Genomic DNA, 17357 nt, shown 5'->3' on the forward strand with positions numbered 1-17357 from the left:
GTGCTTCTACTTACACAATCACACGCAGTGCGCGGCGTACGCCTGTGAAGGTAACGCTGCTTCGCAGTCCCAGGTGGTCGCCGTCCATCTGAAAGGGCAAAGGCGCCTGCGATTCCAAGGTGAAGTCCGTCAGGTCGTGACGGGTGACCGCGTGCTTGCCGCGAGGCCCCCGCTCGGGGGAGGAAAGCAGCAGTTGAGCGCCGTAACGCGTCACCGCGGCGGTGGACATGCTGGTCAGTCCGAGCACGTCCAGGGCGGTGTCGAAGGACGCCTGCGGGGCCGCGTACACCGGGCGATTGCCCAGGTAGGTCCAGGGGGAGGCGTTGCAGACTATCGACATCGCGAGCTCGTGGACCGGCTCGTGGCCGGGCTGGGAGAGCGTGATCGTGCCGCGGCGCCGGTGCGGTTCGCCGGCGAACTGGCGCAGCGCCTGGCGGATGTAGAGCGCGTGGGTGGAGCGCTTGCCGCGTTCCCGTTGCTGTTCGACCCGGCCGACCACTCCGGCGTCGAACCCGAATCCGGCGCAGAAGGTGAACCAGCGGCCCGGCACCTCCGCGTCCGCGGTGTCCGGGGTCCCGGTCGCCAGACCGAGACCGATCGTGCGCGAGCGCCGCTCGGCTATCGCGTCCAGCAGCGCGCCCGTCGCCTCCACCACGTCGTTGGGCATCCCCAGGGCACGAGCGAAGACGTTCGTCGAGCCACCGGGCACGACGGCGACACCGGGCAGCCGGTCGGGGTCGGGCCCCTCGTGCAGAAGGCCGTTGACGATCTCGTTGACCGTGCCGTCGCCGCCGAGGGCGATCACCAGCTCGACCTGTCCCTCGTCGGCCGCGCGGCGTGCCAGGTCGCGGGCGTGGCCGCGGTACTCGGTGGTGGCGACCTCCAGCTTGAGATCGCTGGCGAGCGCGTGGGTGAGCACGTCGCGGGTCCGCACACTGGTGGTGGTGGCTTTCGGGTTGACCACAAGGAGCGCACGCATGAGGTGCAGGGTACCCACCTGCGCGGGGAGCCTCCCAGCCCGTCCGCGGGAGGCCGCATCCCGGCTCGGGGGCAGGCCGGGAACGCCGGGCCGGTCGGTGTGGGCGGGGGAGGGGGTCGGCCTTCGGGCTACGCTGGCCGGGTGAGTAAGGAAGCCGCCGCCCCCGTGCCCGCCGAACCCGCCGAGCCGGGGCCGACCCGACCGACCCGGGTGACGGTAGCCGCCGTCCTGGTCGCGATCGAGGGCCTGGCGCTCGCCGGTGTCGGCGTCCAGACGCTCGTGATGCTGCTGGCGGGTTCCGAGCCGGACAGCGTCACCCAGGCCGTGACCGGGGCGATCACGCTGCTGGTGCTCTCGCTGCTGCCGCTGGGCACCGCGCGCGGGCTGTGGGTGCTGAGCAAGTGGAGCCGCGGGCCCGCGATCTTCCTGCAGTTGCTCGCGCTCCCGGTCGGCTGGCAGATGGCAGGCAGCGAAGGAGCGCTGTACGTGGCGGGGATGGCGACCGCTGTGGTGGCCGTCGCCGCACTGGTCTGCCTCTTCCACCCGAAGACGCACGCCGTGCTCCGGTCCGAGCCGGGGCCCGCGGAGACGGGCTGAGCGGAGTGTGCCGGGTCGCGTGCGCCGGAGTGTGTGGCGCGCGTACGCCGGGCTGAGTCGTGCGCGGCAGGGGCCGGTGTGCCGTGGGCCGCGCAGGGGTGCGGCTCGGGGCGCTGCGGGAGCCGAGGGGCAACGCCCGCTCGGCGGCGGTCTGTTGGGCCGGAACGGTGGGCACGTCGTTGGGCCCACGAGGCGTCTGGCGGCGGCTGTGCCCGCCTGCGCGACAGCGCGCCGACGGCGGGGCGTACAGACCGGTACGGGCCCTGCAGGATCGGTCCTGCGAGGCCCGTCGTGGTTACTCCTCCACCAGCAGCCGGTCGCGCAGCTGGGCGAGAGTGCGGGCGAGCAGCCGGGAGACGTGCATCTGGGAGATGCCGACCTCCTGGGCGATCTGCGACTGCGTCATGTTCCCGAAGAAGCGCAGCAGCAGGATCTTCTTCTCGCGCGGCGGGAGTTGTTCCAGCAGCGGCTTGAGCGACTCCCGGTACTCCACGCCCTCCAGCGCGACGTCCTCGGAGCCGAGGGTGTCGGCGACGGCCGGCGACTCGTCGTCGGTGTCCGGGACGTCCAGCGAGAGGGTGCTGTACGCGTTCGCGGACTCCAGCCCTTCGAGCACGTCCTCGTCGCTGATGGACAGGCGCTGCGCCAGCTCGTGCACGGTGGGCGCCCTGCCGTGCTGCTGGGAGAGCTCCGCCGTGGCGGTGGAGAGCGACAGGCGCAGCTCCTGGAGCCGGCGCGGGACCCGCACCGCCCAGCCCTTGTCGCGGAAGTGCCGCTTGATCTCACCCACGACGGTCGGGGTCGCGTAGGTGGAGAACTCGACGCCGCGGTCGGGGTCGAACCGGTCCACCGACTTGATCAGGCCGATGGTGGCCACCTGGGTCAGGTCGTCGAGCGGCTCGCCGCGGTTGCGGAAGCGGCGGGCGAGGTGCTCGACCAGCGGAAGATGCATCCGGACCAGGCGGTTGCGCAGCTCGGCGCGCTCGGGCGACCCGTCGGGCAGCATGCGCAGCTCGATGAAGAGCGCCCGCGCACCGCTGCGGTCATGAGGGTCGGCGGGGTGCCGACCCTCATGACCGGACCGGCCGTTCGGGCTGCCGCGGCCGTCCGTGGGGTGCTGGTCCTGGTCCATCGTTCCTGCCCGCTCCGGCTGCTCGGCTCGCTGACTCGGTTCGGCCGGGTGCGGCCTGGCCTGCTCCGGGATCGCCGGATCGGCGGCCATCTCGTGGCGGCCGACAGCCGAGTCGTGCTCCAGGTCGTTCATACCGGCCCCCTCGTCCGGTGCTGGCCCCTTGGCATTAGTCACGATGCCCCTGGGGCAGCGCCGCGCTTCTTGTGCAGGCTGATGCTGACCGTACGGTCCTCGGCCACTGCCGAGTCCACTTCGCCGGCCAGTGCGGAGAGCACCGTCCAGGCGAAGGTGTCGCGCTCGGGGGCGCGACCGTCCGTCGTGGGAGCAGAGACCGTCACTCTGAGTGAGTCTCCGACGAGCTTGAAGACACAGCTGAGGACGCTCCCTGTAACGGCTTGCTGGAGGAGGATCGCGCACGCCTCGTCGACCGCGATGCGTAGATCCTCGATCTCGTCGAGGGTGAAGTCCAACCGAGCTGCCAGACCGGCCGTGGCCGTCCGCAGCACCGAAAGATAGGCACCCTCCGCGGGCAGGCGGACCTCGACGAAGTCCTCCTCCCCACCTGCGATCTGGGACACCCTCACCTCCAAGGTGGCACACACTGGCGGAGCCGCCCGGGCGCGATCACCCGGCAACCCCGTGCGGGAGGCCGGCTGCGAGCCGAGGCAGCTGGTTCAGCTGCGACGCTATCGCGATCCACGGCATGCTGTCGCCCAGATGGAAGCAGCTCACCCCATACCGTGAACGTCACCCATAGTAAACACATATATACAGTGCGTGGCTAGGGGGGTGGAGGGACCAATTCCCGGCGGATTACCCTGCGTTGCGGCTTTGCCGCCCTCATGGGGGTTCCGTGAAGGTCACCCCGAGGCGCGTTCGCCGCTCGTACGCTCTTCCCGACACCGGTTGATCGACGACGCCGCCGCACTCAACTCCCGCGGTGGGTGCCGATCGCGCCCCCGCCGTCGTACGTGCTCCGCGCCGCCAGCGCCCGCAGCGGGGCGCCGCTGAGCCGGAAGACGGTCCACTCGTCCATCGGCTCGGCGCCGAGCGACTTGTAGAAACCGATCGAGGGCTCGTTCCAGTCAAGTACCCACCACTCGAAGCGCTCATAGCCGTGCGCCTCGCAGATTTGCGCGAGGGCGGCGAGCAGCGCCCGCCCGTGGCCGCCGCCGCGCGCCTGCGGACGCACATAGAGGTCCTCCAGATAGACGCCGTGGGTCCCGGTCCAGGTGGAGAAGTTCCGGAACCAGAGGGCGAATCCGACGGTCTGCGGGTCGGCGTCCGGCTGGGCGCCCGGCTCTTCGGCGATCAGGGCGAAGACCGCGGGGTGCGGGCCGAAGAGGGCGGCGTGCAGCTGCTCCTCGGTGGCCAGCGCGTGCTCGGCGGCACGCTCGTACTCGGCCAGCTCGCGGACCATGGCGAGCAGGGCGGGAACATCGGTGGGGACGGCGGCGCGGATCATGCCGTCGACTATAGGAAGCGGGGTCCGCGGACCCCGCGGGGCGGGTGCCGCGGCGGCGAACGACGCGCCGCGGGCGCGGCCGTCAGTGCGCGGGCGACTCGGGCGGTGTGGACGGCTCGGGCGGTGTGGACGGTGTGGATGGCTCGGACGGTGTCGGCGGCGCAGGCGGTGCGGGTGGCGGGGCGCCGGTGACGACCGCCGCGAGAGCGGTGCCCGGGGCGAAGCGGCCCGCCTCGGCGAGCGCGGTGAGACCGAGAAGCATCTTGGCGACGTAGATCCGCTCCACCGCGATTCCGTGCCGCTGCTCGAAGTCCTCGGCGTACGCGAGGAGTTCGGGCGTCGTACGGGCGTACCCGCCGCAGTGGAAGCCCTCCACGAGGCGCCAGTCGCCGCGTGGAGCGCCGAACGCGGCCTGTTGGAGGCCGGACACCTCCGAGGTCAGGAAATCGCCCCTGAGGACCGGGAAACCGAGCGAGGGCGGCCCGGTGGCGGCCATGCCCGCGAGAGTGCCTCCGGTTCCGCAGGCCACCGCGGCGAGGTCGGCCTGTCCGCGCAGCTCCGCACCGAGTGCGGTGCAGCCGTGCACGGCCGCCGCGTTGCTGCCGCCCTCGGGCACGACGAGCACGTCCCGGCCGAACAACTCCCGCAGCCCGGCGGCGAGTTCGGGCGTGCCGCGGTCCCGGTACTCGGCCCGGGTGACGAAGTGCAGCCGCATGCCGTTCTCCCGGCAGCGGGCGAGCACCGGGTTGAGCGGCCGGTCGGCGAGCTCCTGGCCGCGCACCACCCCGATGGTGGGCAGCCCGAGGAGCCGGCCGGCGGCGGCCGTCGCCCGCAGATGGTTGGAGTACGCGCCGCCGAAGGTGAGCAGCGCCGAGCGCCGCTCAGTGAGCGCGGTACGGAGGTTGGGCGCGAGTTTGCGCCATTTGTTGCCGCTGAGCTCGGGGTGGATCAGATCGTCCCGCTTGAGCAGCAGCCGCAGCCCGCGCCCGTCGAACCGCTCGTCCCGCACCTCCTGGAGCGGAGAGGGGAGTCGGGGTTCGAGGGCGTCGAGCTGCGGAAGCATGGCCCGATTGTGGCGGATCCGGTGCTCGGACCCGCTGTGCGGACCGGTGTGCTGTTCGGTGTGCGGTGTCGGCGCGCGGCGTCGGTTCTCGTGTGCCGTGCAGCTGTGCGGCGTCGGTGTTCCGTGTTCGGTGTCGGGCCCGTCGGGGGCGGGGGTCAGGAGAGCCGCTTGCGGATGCGGTCGCGCATGGAGTCCATGGTGAAACCGCGGGGGTCGACCTTCTGGTTGGTCCACTGGAGGTGGCCGATGACCGACATCTCGTTCCAGCCGTGGTGGCGGCAGATCGCCGCCGCGGCACGCTCGATCGCCTCCAACTGGGCGTCCGGCCACGGGTCCTTGCCGTCGCCGAGGTTCTCGCACTCGAACCCGTAGAAACGGGCGTTGCCGTCGATGTCGTGCTTCGTGGGGGCCGGCGGGCGCTTCTCGGCGACGACCGCGGCCATCACGTCGCTGTCCCCCAGGCCCGCGTGGTTCGCGCGCCCGTGGCCGACGAGGTGGACTCTGCCGTCCTTGGTGATCACGCCGTGGCACAGCGGCCCCGGCAGGGACGAGTAGCCGTCCCGGCAGATCTGCACGGTACGGGCGGAGCCCTTGGTGACGGTGTGGTGGATCATCACGCCGTTGACCCCGCCCCACGCGCCCACGTGGTTGCGGTTGTGCGTGCGCCAGTCGCCGACCTCGACGACGGTGACGCCCTCGTCGCGAAGTGCCGTCAGGAGTTTGCTCGCAGTAATCGGTGTCGCCATAACTCCTGTGTACCCACTTTGCCGCCGTTGCCTCCACTCGAACGGCAGTACTGCCCACCGCACTTGGGAGGGAACCCGGCGATACAGACACGCGGGTGCCCGGCCGCGGGCGGTGCGCGCGTCCCCGACGACCGCTCCGCGACCACGGTGCGTGAGGCCGACCCCGTGCGCCGGTCCCGCGTGCGGCCCGTACAGTCCTGCTCATGCCCGCACGCTCCGCCCCGCCTCCCGACCCGGCCGGTCTGCCGCCGGACGCCCGTCCCCGGCTGCTCTCGCTCAGCGCCGCCCCCGAGCCCCGCCGGGTTCTGGAGGTGGACGACTCGCTGCGCGCGGACGCCGCGTTCAAGCTGGTCTGCGAGGGGACGGCGCTGCTGTGGCGCGGCGACTTCCACGGGGCGCGCCAACTGCTCACGGCCCTGGGCCGCCGGGCCGACCGCAGCCCCGCCGGCAGGGGCGGGTCCGCCCGGGAGACCTTCCATCTGCACCGCCGGGCCCAGGGCCGACGGGCACGGCTGCTCGGCATGCTGCTGGTGCCGCTGGAGTCCGACCACAGCGTTCCGCTGCGCCGTGCGCCGGACGTGCGGGAGGCCTGCGCGCACGCGTACGGGCCGCTGCCGCAGGCCGGCGGGGACGGCGGGCGGGCCGGACACGCCGTCGCGCTGCGGGAGTTGCTCGGCGCGGTCGGCGGCTGGGAGTGGCGGCGCAAGGGCGTGGAGGTGGACGCGCTCGGCGGTGATCGCGTCCACCCGTACCACGGGGTCTTCTCCCCGCTGCGGGGCGAGTACGTCGATCTGGTCGCCCGGGCGCCGCTGCCCGCCGACCGCTCTCTCGCCCTGGACCTGGGCACCGGCACCGGAGTGCTGGCGGTGGTGCTGGCCCGCCGCGGGGTCCGACGCGTCGTCGCGACCGAACTGGACGTCCGGGCACAGGAGTGCGCGCGGGAGAACGTCGAACGGCTGGGCGTCGCGGACCGGGTGGAGGTGCGGGAGGCCGACCTGTACCCGGGAGAGCGGGCCCCGCTGGTCGTGTGCAACCCGCCGTGGGTGCCGGCGAAGCCGACCTCGCCGATCGAGCACGCGGTGTACGACCCGGGCAGCCGGATGCTGCGAGGCTTCCTGTCCGGACTGCGCGGCGCGCTGCTGCCGGGCGGCGAGGGATGGCTGATCCTCTCCGACCTGGCCGAGCACCTGGAGCTGCGCAGCCGCGAGGAGTTGCTCGGTCTGTTCGAGCGGTCCGGCCTCGAGGTGCTGGACCGACTGGACGCCAGGCCCCGCCACTCCAAGGCGCAGGATCCGGACGATCCGCTCGCCGCGGCGCGCGGCGCCGAGGTGACCTCGCTCTGGCGGCTGGCCGCGGCCCCGGCCTGACCGACGGCCCGGGCCCTGCCGGTACGGCGTGCGCGGGAGGCCCGCCGTACCGCCCGCGCGGGTGCGGCGGCAGGTCGGCGGCAGAGGTTCAGTGCCAGCCGGTCAGCAGCAGCCGGCGCTCGCCCGCGCGGTAGAGCCGGACGGCCTCGAAGGTCGGTGCCACGGCGTCCTCGGGCACCTCCTCGAAGGGCACCCAGCAGACCCGGGAGTGCTTGGCAGGCTCGGCGTTGACCGGTTCGCCGTTCCAGCGGTCGGCCGCGAAGACGACGGTCAGATATCCGTTCGGCGACTCCGCGCCGTGTGCGCCGTGCACGACGTGCACCAGCGCCAGATCCTCCTCGCGCACCAGCAGCCCGGTCTCCTCCCGCAGCTCCCGGACGGCCGCGGCGGCGACGGACTCGCCCGGATCGCATTTGCCCACCGGAAGGTCCCAACTGCCCCTGGCGAACTTGGCGTTCGGTCCGCGCTGGAGGAGTACGAGCCGGTCGTGCGCCCGGTCGTGCACGATCACCGCCGCGGCCAGCAGGGTCATCGAGTCGGTGGCGGGCGGCAACGGCTTCACGGCGGTCCCTCGCGGCTGGTGACGGTCTCGGCCCGTCACTCTCGCACCCCCGCCTCCTGGCGGCACACCGGTTTTCCCCCGGCCGCACGGGCCGGGCCCGCCCACCTGGTGGTGGACGGGCCCGGTCGGCGCAGCAGCGGGGAGGGCCGAACGGCCCCCGCCTCAGCGGAACTTGACGTCGAACTTCTTGGCGAAGGCGGAGACGCCGTTCGCCCAGTGCTGGTTGGTGCGGTTGATCTCGTTCTGGTCGGGCTGCGCGTTGGTGCAGGACGGGCCGGGGCCGCCGCCGGACATCAGCTCGCTGCACGGGCCGGAGTAGTTGTCCGGGAGGCCGAGGACGTGGCCGGTCTCGTGGGTGGTGACGCGGGTGGAGTCGTACTGCTGGTTCTGGGCGTAGTCCAGGAAGATGTAGCCGCTGCCCTTGCCGTCGGTGGAGGCGTAGGAGCCGCGCGGGTCGTTGCCCTCGCGGTAGTCGAAGTCGGCGTTGCTGCCCTCGGCCAGCTGGACGTTGCTGACGGAGGAGTTCCAGATCTGGGTGCTGCGGGCTATCTCGCTGGCGAAGGTCGGCGCCTGGCTGGCGTCGTAGGTGACGGTGACGGCCTGGGCGCCCGGGTTCTCGGCGTGCTTCTCGAGCGCCGACTCCATCACGGCCTCGAAGAACGCCTTGCTGTTGGCGTCGTTGGCCTCGGACTGGCTCCACGCGGTGTAGCCGGCGAAGGTCTCTTCGGCGGTCTGCGCCGAGGCGGTGGTCGGAACGGCGGCGAGCGCCGCGGCGAGGCCGAGGCCGAGTGCGGCCGAGATCGCGGTCCTGGTGCGCTTCATGGGGGGTCCCTTCTTCCGGCTCCCGAGTGGACGCACGGGGTGGGGGTGCGCGTCCGGGGCCGACCGGATGAACGTTGTCGCACTGAGTCTGGGTCAGGCCAAAGGTCCTGTGCACGATGCCATTTGGCGATAGCACCGGCCAATACCCCCGCGCGGTCGCCGAGTTCTGTGGACAAAGCGCAGGTCGGGGCCCCTGTTCGACCGGTGTGCGACGTGGATATCCTCACGCGGTGGAGCTAGAGGTGAGGCATCTGCGCGCACTGTGCGCCATCGCGGACAGCGGCAGCGTGCGCAAGGCCGCCCGCCATCTGGGTGTGACGCAGCCCTCGCTCACCACCCAACTGCGCCGTATCGAGCAGGCGTTGGGCGGGCAGCTCTTCGTGCGCGAGCGCACCGGCAGCGAGCCGACGGCGCTCGGCCGGACCGTGTTGAGCAGGGCGCGGCCGATCGTGGCCGAGATGAGCGCGCTGGTCACCGAGAGCCGGTACGCCGCGCTGCGGACCAGGAGCGGACGGCTGCGCATCGGCAGTACGGGAAGCACGGGCAGCCGCGCGGTCGCGGGCTGGCTGCGGCGGCTGCACGGCCGCTACCCGGACTGGGACACCACCATCCACATCGACGTCTCCGCCAACAAGCTGCTGCGGATGGTCGGTTCGAACCAGCTGGACGCGGTGTTCGTGCACGAGGTCACCGGCTGCCCGCTGGTCTTCCCGCCCGGGGTCGAGCAGTGGGTGCTGGTGGAGCGCGAGCCGCAGTTCGTCGCGCTCGCCGAGACCCACCCCGCCGCCGCCCGCACCGAGGTGGGGCTGTCCGAGCTGGCCGACGCGCGGTGGATGGTCGAGCCCCTCGCGGACGGCGAATGGGACGGCCTGCGCAGAGCGTTCGCACACGCCGCGCTCAACCCGCGGATCGTGCTGGGCGACTACATGACGGCCACCGATCTGGTCGCCGCCGGCGAGGTGGTGATGCCCTGCCAACCGACCTCCGGCCCGCGCCCGGGCGTCGCCATCCGTCCGCTGGCGGACCAGCCGCTCACCGTACGGCTGCTGCTGGCGTTCCGCGCCGGCGGCCGGGCGGACACGCGTCTGGACGAGGTCTTCGGCGAACTGCGGGCCGCCTACCGGGAGGTGGCCGCCGCGAGCCCCACGTACCGCGACTGGCAGTCCCGGCACGGGGGTTCGTTCCCCGGCTGAACCGGCGGGGACGGCTGAAGCGGACGGGGTCGCCTTCCGGTCTCCCGGCCTCCCGGCAGGCGGGTCGGCGGGCCGGCGGGTCGGATGGCGGCGGTAGGCGGTCGGTCGGTCAGGAGTCGCGGAAGAGGGTCTCGTACTCCTTGAGGAGCTGCGACTGGCGCTTGCCGACGGAGGACTTGGGCGGTTCGTCCGCGAGGGTGGACTTCAGCAGGTCCAGGCAGATGTGCCAGCCCGCGGCGTTCCGCACGGCCCAGTCGCGGCCCTCGAAGGAGGCGGTGAGCGCCAGCTGCGTCTTCTCCTCGCCCTCCTCGGTGAGTTCGATGCGGATCCGGTCGCCGTCCCAGGTGAACGCGAACACCGACGGCTCGACGACCTCGTCGACGGTGCCGGTGGACGGCGGACCGTCGTCGCCCTCGAAGGTGAAGGTCATCGGTGCGCCGGCGACCAGTTCCGGGCAGTCGACACGGGCGGGGAACCAGGCCGCCATCAATTCGGGGTCGGTCACGGTCTGCCAGACGTCGGCGGCGGGTTGGCGGTACACGCGCTCGAAGCGCAGTGTCTGCTGGTCGCCTTCGCTGTGCAGCGTCGCGGTCACGGTGCCTACTTTCGTCGCGCTCGGCTTCGGGTACGGGGTCCGCGGTCTGGTCCGACCCTGCTGGTGAACGGTCCACCCTAGGCGGTGCCGGACGTGCCGCCGCGGGGCGGTCGCGCGCCCGCTCCGTGTCCCACCGGTCGGGCGCGCGAGGACCCGAATCCGCGTCCGAATCCGGGTCCGAATCCGGGGCCATGCCCGTGTCCGTGTCCGCGGTCCGGGTCCGTGTCCGCGGTGAGGGTCCGTGATGCGGATGCGGTCGGCCGGTCGCACGCGGGGCGGTCCGCGGTGGGCCGGTCAGTCGCCGGCCTGTTCCCGGCGTTTGCGGGCGCGGTAGGCGGCGACGTTGGCGCGGGTGGCGCAGCGGTCGGAGCAGTAGCGGCGGGAGCGGTTGGTGGAGGTGTCCAGATAGGCGTTGCGGCACGGTTCGGAGCGGCAGATGCCGAGCCGGTCCACCCCGAGGTCGGCGAGGCTGAACGCCAGGCCCATGCAGGCGATCGCGGCGTAACCCGCGCCCGCGTTGGCGGGGTTCTCCGCGAGGTGGAGATGCCAGCGCGGGTTGCCCTGCTCGTCCCGGTAGTCGTGGCCGGCGATCTGCGGACTGGCCGGGTACTCCATCAGCAGTGAGTTGAGCAGGTCGACGGCGCGGAACTCGTCGCCCTCGGAGGCGGCGGCGAAGACGGCGCGCAGCCGGGTGCGCACCGCGCGCAGCCTCGGCACGTCGGCGTCCGAGGCGCGACGGGCGGCCTGCTTGCTGGCGCCGAAGAGCTCCCGGACCGTCTCCACGGAGGTGAGGACGTCGGTGCCCCGGTGCGGGTCCTCGGTGTTCACCAGTCGTACCGCGAAATCCGCGTAAGAGGTGAGCTCCACTTGTAGTCCTTACGAGAGAGGCGTTACAGTCGCTGGCAAGTAAGGGCTCAGCACTGTTGCAGGCTATTACATCCCCGAGGGGGAGACATGACCGATACCACCACACCTCCGGACTGGCAGGCGTGGCAGCGCAGTTGGGACCGTCAGCAGGAGTTCTACCTGCCCGACCGTGAGGAACGCTTCCGCGTCATGCTCGACACGGTCGAGGCCCTGGTCGGCCGCGAGCCGAAGGTGCTGGACCTGGCCTGCGGCACGGGGAGCATCACCGCGCGCGTTCTCGACCGCTTCCCCGGGGCACGGACCACCGGCGTCGACCTCGACCCCGCACTGCTGACGCTCGCGCGCGGCACCTTCGCCGACGAGCGGCGCGCCGAGTTCCTCACCCTCGACCTGCGCGACCCGAACTGGCGGGAGGCGCTGCCGCACCACGAGTACGACGCGGTGCTCGCCTCCACCGCCCTGCACTGGCTCCCGACCGGCGAACTGGCCGTGCTCTACGGCCGGTTGGCGGCTGTGCTCCGCCGGGGCGGGGTCTTCCTCAACGTCGATCACATGCCCGACCCGACCACACCCGCGATCGACGCGGCACTGCACACCCTGGACCGTGCGCGTCGCGAGAGCGAGAAGGAGCAGGGGGCGCAGGACTGGGTCGCGTGGTGGCAGTCGATGGCCGCCGAACCCGCGTTCGCGGAGGTGGTGGCCGAGCGGTACCGAATCTTCAACGACCCGGCCCAGGGCGACCACAGCAACGACCACATGCAGTCCCCCTCCTGGCACACCGAGGTGCTGCGCAACGGTGGCTTCCGCGAGGCCCGCACGGTCTGGTCCTCCCCGCTGGACGCCATGGTGCTCGGTCTGCGCTGAGCGGCGTCCGCCGCCCGCCCACTGCCGCGCGACGTGCCCGGGCCCGTCGGGCACACGTGGGGCGTACGAGGGGGCGTACGCGGCGTGGGCGCGCTCGGCGGAGTGCCGGGCGCGCCCACGGGCGTCGGTGCGGGTGTCGTGGTGCCGCGGGAGGGGTCCGCGGACTCAACGGCGGGTGGCGAGAGGGGGGGTTGGCGCGGTCGGGCGCGCACCGCGCCGTACCGCTCGCCGGGTGGGGGCGGCCCTCGATGGCCGTCGAGGGCCGCCCGTCAGGGAGTCAGCCGAGGTTGCTGACGTTCAGCAGCAGGTTCGGCGAACCGGCACCGGGGTTGCCGACCACACCGGACTGGGCGTTGCCCACCAGGGCGTCGGCGACCTGCTGCGGAGTGGCGGAGGGGTTCGCCGACAGGTAGATCGCACCCGCGCCCGCCGCGTGCGGCGAGGCCATCGACGTACCGCTCATGATCTGCGAACCGCCGCCGTTGGCGGTGGAGTTGATCTGGCCGCCGGGCGCGAACAGGTCGACGCAGGTGCCGTAGTTGGAGAAGGAGGAGCGGCCGTCGCCCTGGTCGGTGGAGCCGAGCGTGACCGCCGCCGGCACCCGTGCCGGGCTCGAACCGCAGGCGTCGGAGTTGTTGTTGCCGGCCGCGACGGCCATCTGGACACCGGCGTTGATCGCGCCCTGCACCGCGGCGTCGACCGAGTCGTTGGCGCCGCCGCCGAGGCTCATGTTGCCGATGGAGGGGCCGCTCGCGTTCTGCGCGACCCAGTCGATACCGGCGATGACCTGCGACCACTGGCCAGATCCGCCGCAGTCCAGGACCCGCACCGAGACCAGGTTGACGCCCTTGGCGACACCGAAGGAGGCGCCGCCGACGGTGCCGGCGACGTGGGTGCCGTGGCCCTGGCAGTCGCTGGCGTCGGCGTCGTTGTCGATGAAGTCGTAGCCGCTGGTGGCGCGTCCGCCGAAGTCCGGGTGGGTCATGTCGATGCCGGTGTCCAGGACGTAGGCGGTGACGCCCGCTCCCTCGTTGGGGTAGGTGTAGCTGCTGTCGGCCGCACCGTCCACCCGGTCCAGGCCCCAGGAGGGCGGGCTGGGCTGCGTGCCGGAGATCTTGGCGACGCCGTCGGCCTCCACATAGGCGACGTTCGGGTCGGCCGCGAGCTTCTTGGCCTGCGCCTCGGTGGCGCTGACCGAGAACCCGCGGAAGGCCGCCGAGTACACCTGCTCCACATCGCCGCCGTGCACCGAAACAAGGCTCTTGGCCTGGGAGTTGACCGCGGTGCGCACCGAGGACTTGGCAGCCGCCTCACCCTTCAGCGAGACGATGTACTGGCCCTCGACCGCGCCCGGCGCCTCCGCGCCCCGGATGGTCCCTTCCGCCGCACCGGGCTCCGCGGCGCCCGCCATCGCGACGCCACCGCCCAGCGACAGAACCAGGGCCGCGGCGGCACCGATACCGGTCACTCCGAGCTTTCTCTTCCCTGCGCGCATGCTCGCTCCTCTGTGGGGGTCCACCGGTCCGGTACCTGTCCGGGCCGGTTGAGGACACACCTTCGACGCGAAGCGCCCGGGAAACAATCCGGGATTCGATACGTAGACACCCGTAGCTCTGCGTTCGGCGCCGTCCCGACGGGACGCCGACAGGGGCGCCGACAGCGCGTCGACGGAACGCCGACAGCGCGTCGAGACGGTGCGTCGACGGCCGTACCGGGCGGGGCGGTTGAGCCCTGCCGAGCCGCGCCGCGCCGTGGCGCCGCGCCGCGCCGTGGCGCCGCGCCGCGCCGTGGCGCCGCGCCGCGCCGTGGCGCCGCGCCGCGCCGTGGCGCGGGCCGCCGTGGCGTACGGCGGTGGGCGCGGCTCGGTGGCGGGGCGGTGCACCGCGGCGGAGGCGGCCGGACGAGCGCCGCGCACCCGGCCGTGCGTTCCGCCCTGCGCTCAGTCGTGCACCCGGCCGTGCGTTCCGCCGCGCGCTCAGTCGCGCGGGACCTCCGCGCGCGAACGGACTCCGAGCTTGCGCAGCACCTTGGCCACATGCTGCTCCACGGTGCGCGGCGAGAGGAAGAGCACGTCGGCGATCTCGCGGTTGGTGTGTCCCGCGGCTACCAGATGCGCCACCTCCCGCTCGCGCGGCGAGAGTTGGTCCCCGTAGCCGCGTCGTCCGCGCCGCGAGGGCAGGGTCGCGCCCGTACCGCGCAGTACCCGGCGGCAGCGGGCGGCGTCCCTGGTGGCGCCGAGCGCGCCGAACTCCTCGACGAGCGCCACCAGTTCGCCCGCGGTCTGCGGTGTCGCGGCACCGGCGGCGAGCGCGCAGCGCACTGCGGCCTCCTTCGCCCGCGCGGCGTAGTACGGCTGCGGAAGAGCCCGGTAGGCTGCCGCCGCCCGCTCGAACTCCCGTACCGCCGCCGCCGGTTCGCCGGAGCCCGCGGCGACGGTGCCCCGGCAGGCGGAGAGTGCGGCCTCGGCCAACGGCGCGTCGCGGCCGGCGATCCCCTCGGCGAAGTCCGCGAGCACCTCCTCGGCACGTGCCTGCTCGCCGGTGCGCACCAGTACGGCCAGGGCGTCCGGCAGCAGGTTCCCCGCGCACGCCCACAGCCCCTTGCGGCCGGCCCGCCGCAGCGCGCGCAGCGCGAGCGAACGCGCGGCGGCCGGCTCGCCGCGTGCCAGGTGCAGCCGCGCCATCGCCCCGCTGCCCGCGGTGAGCACCGGGTCCATCGCGTTGGCCGGATCGGCCAGCCCCGCGCGCTCCAGCCGGTCGGCGGCCTCGTCCCACTCGCCGCCCGCCGAGGCCAGCAACGCCAGCACCAGATGCGCGTCCGAGGCGAGACCGGGTGCGTCGCGCGCCAACTCCAGGGTGCGGTGCGCCCGTTCGGCCAGGCCCTCCCAGTGGCCGGTATACCAGTCGATCCGCAGCGCGGTGCCCTCGACGATGCCCTCCAGGTACGTCGCCCCGCAGGCCGCGGCGAGCCGGCGGCCCTCCTCGCGGAAGCGGTGTGCTGCCGCGTAGTGGCCGGTGCAGGTGGCGGCGTCGGCCAGATTGGCGCAGGTGCGGGCGAGTTGCAGACGGTCCTGCTCGCCGGCGCGCGAGCCGAGCAGCTCCTCCGCCGCTCGCCACACCTGCGGATCGCCGGAGGCCACCAGCAGCGACAGGTGGTTGCCGCGCACGGCGGTGCGCAGTGCGCTGTCGGGCTGCCCGGCCGCCAGCTCCTCGGCCCGTTCGATCCACCGCTCGTAGACCCGGCGGGGGTGGTCGCCCCACATCGGCATCGCCAGTGCCGCCATCGCACGGGCGGCGAGTGCCGGCCGTTCGCGCAGCTCCTCGACCGCGAGTTCGGTGTCCACCCGCCCCTCCTCGTACCGGCCGGCCTGGTTGTTCAGCAGCAGTCCCAGGTTGAGCCGGATCTCGCCGCGCACCCCGTCCGGGAGCTGGGAGTCACCGACGACGCGGCGCAGCAGCGCGGTGACCCGGCGATGGGTCAGCCCGACCACCGCGTCACGGCTGAGCTCGACCGCGAGCCGTGCGTACTCCTCCCGGCCCAGCCGCTCGTCGCTGAGCAGCTGCTCCAGCAGCTCCACCGCGAGCGCCAGATCCCCCATGGACCGGGCCGCCGACGCAGCCTCCTCGGTGTACCGCCGCCACTGCGCGGGCGCCCCCGACTGCCGTGCGTGGTGGGCCAGTTGGACGTACGGTCTGGGATCCTCGCGGCGCAGTGCGCGGATCGCGCTGCGGTGCAGGGCGCGGCGGTCGGGTCCGGGCAGCCGCCGGTAGACGGCCTGTTGGGCGAGCGCGTGCCGAAAGCCGTAGGTGTCCTCGCCGCACTCGTGGAGCACACCGGCACGCAGCGCCTCGCGCAGCGCACGCGCACAACTCCCGGCGCCCCGGCCGGAGTTCGGGCCGGCCGAGTCCTCGGCGCCGCCCGTACCGCCCGTGCCGCCGGTGCCGTTATCCAGCACGGCGGCGATCAACTCCTCGCGCGCGGGCAGTTGGAGCACGGCGACGGCGTGCACCACTCGGGTCGCGGCGGCCGAGAGCCCCGCCATCCGCTCGGCGATCGCCTCCTGGAGGAGAGTGGGCACGGCGAGCGAGTCCAGCGCCGTGCGGTCCAGCCTGCGGCCGTCCCGGCCGTCCGCGGGCAGCGTCCGCACCACCTCCTCGATCACGAACGGGATCCCGGCCGTACGGCGGTGCAGTTCGGCGGCGAACTCCGTTGAGGCGTACGGGCTCTTGGTGATCGAGGCGACGAGACTGCGCACGGCGTGCGCGTCCAGCGGACGGAGCGGAATCAGCACACTGGTGGTGCCCGGCGGGTGGCGGTAGGCGCGGCCCAGCGGCAGTCCGCTGCCGGGAAGGTCCTCCCGGCGGTAGCTGAGCACCACCGAGAGCCGCGCGGGCGGATCGTCGACGAGGAAGCGCAGCAGATCCCTGGTGCCGTCGTCGGCCCAGTGCAGGTCCTCGACGACCATCACCGTCTCGCCGAGCGCGTCCAGCAGCGCCCGCACCGCCCGGAAGAGCCGGTGCCTTCCCGCGCCGGCGTCCGGCAACGGCTCGGGGGCGGGCGGCAGTTGGTGGGCCAGCTCGGGCAGATACGGACGCAGCGCCCCGCACACCGGACTCAGTCCGCCGGGCAGCGCGTCGGCGAGATGCCGCAGCAGATCGAAGACCGGCCCGTAGGGGAAGGGCTCGCGCAGCGGATGGCAGTGACCGACGACGGTCTGTCGTCCCCGTACGAGTGGATGGGCCAGCGCCTCGCGGATCAGTCGGCTCTTGCCGATACCGGCCTCGCCCTCGACCAGCGCGACCGACGGCGGATGCGTCACGGCGTCCAGCAGCGCGTGCAGTTCACCGGCCCGGCCGGCCAGCACGGGCGCCTCGGACGGCCGCGGGCCGGGCGCGGACGCGTCGGCCCGCCAGGGGCGCGGCCGTGCGTGCGAGCGGGTGTCCGGCTCGGCGGGTGGCTGTGGGTCCGACTGGGGCTGGTGCCCGGGGAGCAGTGAGGACATGGGGGCAGCGGCCAGGTGGGGGCCGTGACATGTGCCCTGCGACATGGGGACAGGGCTGTGCACCACCGTGCCGGAGTGAAGTCTTGCCCAGCGGCTCTTCGTT

The 17357-nt window shown here is 73.2% G+C and carries 16 protein-coding genes; 4 read left to right on the forward strand and 12 right to left on the reverse strand.

The features are described 5' to 3' along the window. Positions 1 to 10: 10 nt before the first annotated feature. Positions 11 to 979, reverse strand: coding sequence for a diacylglycerol kinase family protein (locus MTQ01_RS15440; RefSeq protein ID WP_247490796.1), 969 nt, complete (start codon positions 977 to 979; stop codon positions 11 to 13). A gap of 141 nt (positions 980 to 1120) precedes the next feature. Between MTQ01_RS15440 and MTQ01_RS15445 the strand changes: the two genes are divergently transcribed. Then, positions 1121 to 1576, forward strand: coding sequence for a hypothetical protein (locus MTQ01_RS15445; RefSeq protein WP_247490798.1), 456 nt, complete (start codon positions 1121 to 1123; stop codon positions 1574 to 1576). 295 nt (positions 1577 to 1871) lie between these two features. Here the strand turns inward: MTQ01_RS15445 and MTQ01_RS15450 are convergent, their stop codons facing one another. The 5 genes from MTQ01_RS15450 to MTQ01_RS15470 all read right to left on the reverse strand — a co-directional run bounded on the left by MTQ01_RS15450 (position 1872) and on the right by MTQ01_RS15470 (position 5982). After that, positions 1872 to 2840, reverse strand: coding sequence for an RNA polymerase sigma factor SigF (locus MTQ01_RS15450; RefSeq protein WP_374207754.1), 969 nt, complete (start codon positions 2838 to 2840; stop codon positions 1872 to 1874). 38 nt (positions 2841 to 2878) lie between these two features. After that, positions 2879 to 3286, reverse strand: coding sequence for an anti-sigma regulatory factor (locus MTQ01_RS15455; protein WP_211039016.1), 408 nt, complete (start codon positions 3284 to 3286; stop codon positions 2879 to 2881). Between the two features lie 350 nt (positions 3287 to 3636). Further along, entirely contained in the window at positions 3637 to 4173 is a 537-nt protein-coding gene (locus tag MTQ01_RS15460; RefSeq protein WP_247490800.1) for a GNAT family N-acetyltransferase, read from the reverse strand. 82 nt (positions 4174 to 4255) lie between these two features. Further along, on the reverse strand, positions 4256 to 5236 hold the full coding sequence (locus MTQ01_RS15465; protein WP_247490802.1) for a 1-aminocyclopropane-1-carboxylate deaminase/D-cysteine desulfhydrase: 981 nt from the start codon (positions 5234 to 5236) through the stop codon (positions 4256 to 4258). A gap of 155 nt (positions 5237 to 5391) precedes the next feature. Further along, complete coding sequence (locus MTQ01_RS15470; protein ID WP_211039013.1) at positions 5392 to 5982, reverse strand: N-acetylmuramoyl-L-alanine amidase; 591 nt, start codon at positions 5980 to 5982, stop codon at positions 5392 to 5394. A gap of 203 nt (positions 5983 to 6185) precedes the next feature. Here MTQ01_RS15470 and MTQ01_RS15475 point away from each other — a divergent pair, with 203 nt between their 5' ends. Next, on the forward strand, positions 6186 to 7349 hold the full coding sequence (locus tag MTQ01_RS15475) for a class I SAM-dependent methyltransferase (protein ID WP_247490804.1): 1164 nt from the start codon (positions 6186 to 6188) through the stop codon (positions 7347 to 7349). 88 nt (positions 7350 to 7437) lie between these two features. Here the strand turns inward: MTQ01_RS15475 and MTQ01_RS15480 are convergent, their stop codons facing one another. Together MTQ01_RS15480 and snpA are read right to left on the reverse strand one after the other, a co-directional pair. Next, positions 7438 to 7911, reverse strand: a complete 474-nt coding sequence (locus MTQ01_RS15480) for an NUDIX domain-containing protein (protein WP_374207755.1) — start codon at positions 7909 to 7911, stop codon at positions 7438 to 7440. A 162-nt stretch (positions 7912 to 8073) separates the two neighbouring features. After that, on the reverse strand, positions 8074 to 8733 hold the full coding sequence (gene snpA / locus MTQ01_RS15485) for a snapalysin (protein ID WP_247490805.1): 660 nt from the start codon (positions 8731 to 8733) through the stop codon (positions 8074 to 8076). A 230-nt stretch (positions 8734 to 8963) separates the two neighbouring features. Between snpA and MTQ01_RS15490 the strand changes: the two genes are divergently transcribed. Beyond that, entirely contained in the window at positions 8964 to 9926 is a 963-nt protein-coding gene (locus MTQ01_RS15490; protein ID WP_247490807.1) for a LysR family transcriptional regulator, read from the forward strand. Positions 9927 to 10035: 109 nt separating this feature from the next. On the opposite strand, the gene MTQ01_RS15495 is transcribed toward MTQ01_RS15490, so the two are convergent. Together MTQ01_RS15495 and MTQ01_RS15500 are read right to left on the reverse strand one after the other, a co-directional pair. Continuing rightward, positions 10036 to 10521 carry an SRPBCC family protein gene (locus MTQ01_RS15495; protein WP_247490809.1) on the reverse strand — a complete coding sequence of 162 codons (486 nt, stop codon included), beginning with the start codon at positions 10519 to 10521 and terminating at the stop codon, positions 10036 to 10038. A 294-nt stretch (positions 10522 to 10815) separates the two neighbouring features. After that, on the reverse strand, positions 10816 to 11388 hold the full coding sequence (locus MTQ01_RS15500) for a CGNR zinc finger domain-containing protein (RefSeq protein WP_247490811.1): 573 nt from the start codon (positions 11386 to 11388) through the stop codon (positions 10816 to 10818). Between the two features lie 87 nt (positions 11389 to 11475). On the opposite strand from MTQ01_RS15500, the gene MTQ01_RS15505 reads away from it, so the two are divergent. Beyond that, positions 11476 to 12252 (forward strand): trans-aconitate 2-methyltransferase, encoded by a 777-nt coding sequence (locus MTQ01_RS15505; protein WP_247490812.1) that lies wholly within the window; start codon positions 11476 to 11478, stop codon positions 12250 to 12252. Between the two features lie 277 nt (positions 12253 to 12529). On the opposite strand, the gene MTQ01_RS15510 is transcribed toward MTQ01_RS15505, so the two are convergent. Continuing rightward, on the reverse strand, positions 12530 to 13747 hold the full coding sequence (locus tag MTQ01_RS15510; RefSeq protein ID WP_247490814.1) for a S8 family peptidase: 1218 nt from the start codon (positions 13745 to 13747) through the stop codon (positions 12530 to 12532). A gap of 480 nt (positions 13748 to 14227) precedes the next feature. Beyond that, positions 14228 to 17254 (reverse strand): AAA family ATPase, encoded by a 3027-nt coding sequence (locus MTQ01_RS15515; RefSeq protein ID WP_247490816.1) that lies wholly within the window; start codon positions 17252 to 17254, stop codon positions 14228 to 14230. Between the last annotated feature and the right edge of the window lie 103 nt (positions 17255 to 17357).

Origin of the sequence: Streptomyces sp. XM4193 (genome assembly GCF_023072595.1) — a bacterium.
Classification (GTDB): domain Bacteria; phylum Actinomycetota; class Actinomycetes; order Streptomycetales; family Streptomycetaceae; genus Streptomyces.

Excerpts from the sequence above, each read along its gene's own strand:
- MTQ01_RS15440 (WP_247490796.1), bottom strand. The coding sequence starts at position 979 with ATGCGTGCGCTCCTTGTGGTCAACCCGAAAGCCACCACCACCAGTGTG.
- MTQ01_RS15450 (WP_374207754.1), bottom strand. The coding sequence starts at position 2,840 with ATGAACGACCTGGAGCACGACTCGGCTGTCGGCCGCCACGAGATGGCC.
- MTQ01_RS15460 (WP_247490800.1), bottom strand. The coding sequence starts at position 4,173 with ATGATCCGCGCCGCCGTCCCCACCGATGTTCCCGCCCTGCTCGCCATG.
- MTQ01_RS15465 (WP_247490802.1), bottom strand. The coding sequence starts at position 5,236 with ATGCTTCCGCAGCTCGACGCCCTCGAACCCCGACTCCCCTCTCCGCTC.
- MTQ01_RS15470 (WP_211039013.1), bottom strand. The coding sequence starts at position 5,982 with ATGGCGACACCGATTACTGCGAGCAAACTCCTGACGGCACTTCGCGAC.
- MTQ01_RS15475 (WP_247490804.1), top strand. The coding sequence starts at position 6,186 with ATGCCCGCACGCTCCGCCCCGCCTCCCGACCCGGCCGGTCTGCCGCCG.
- snpA (WP_247490805.1), bottom strand. The coding sequence starts at position 8,733 with ATGAAGCGCACCAGGACCGCGATCTCGGCCGCACTCGGCCTCGGCCTC.
- MTQ01_RS15505 (WP_247490812.1), top strand. The coding sequence starts at position 11,476 with ATGACCGATACCACCACACCTCCGGACTGGCAGGCGTGGCAGCGCAGT.
- MTQ01_RS15510 (WP_247490814.1), bottom strand. The coding sequence starts at position 13,747 with ATGCGCGCAGGGAAGAGAAAGCTCGGAGTGACCGGTATCGGTGCCGCC.
- MTQ01_RS15515 (WP_247490816.1), bottom strand. The coding sequence starts at position 17,254 with ATGTCCTCACTGCTCCCCGGGCACCAGCCCCAGTCGGACCCACAGCCA.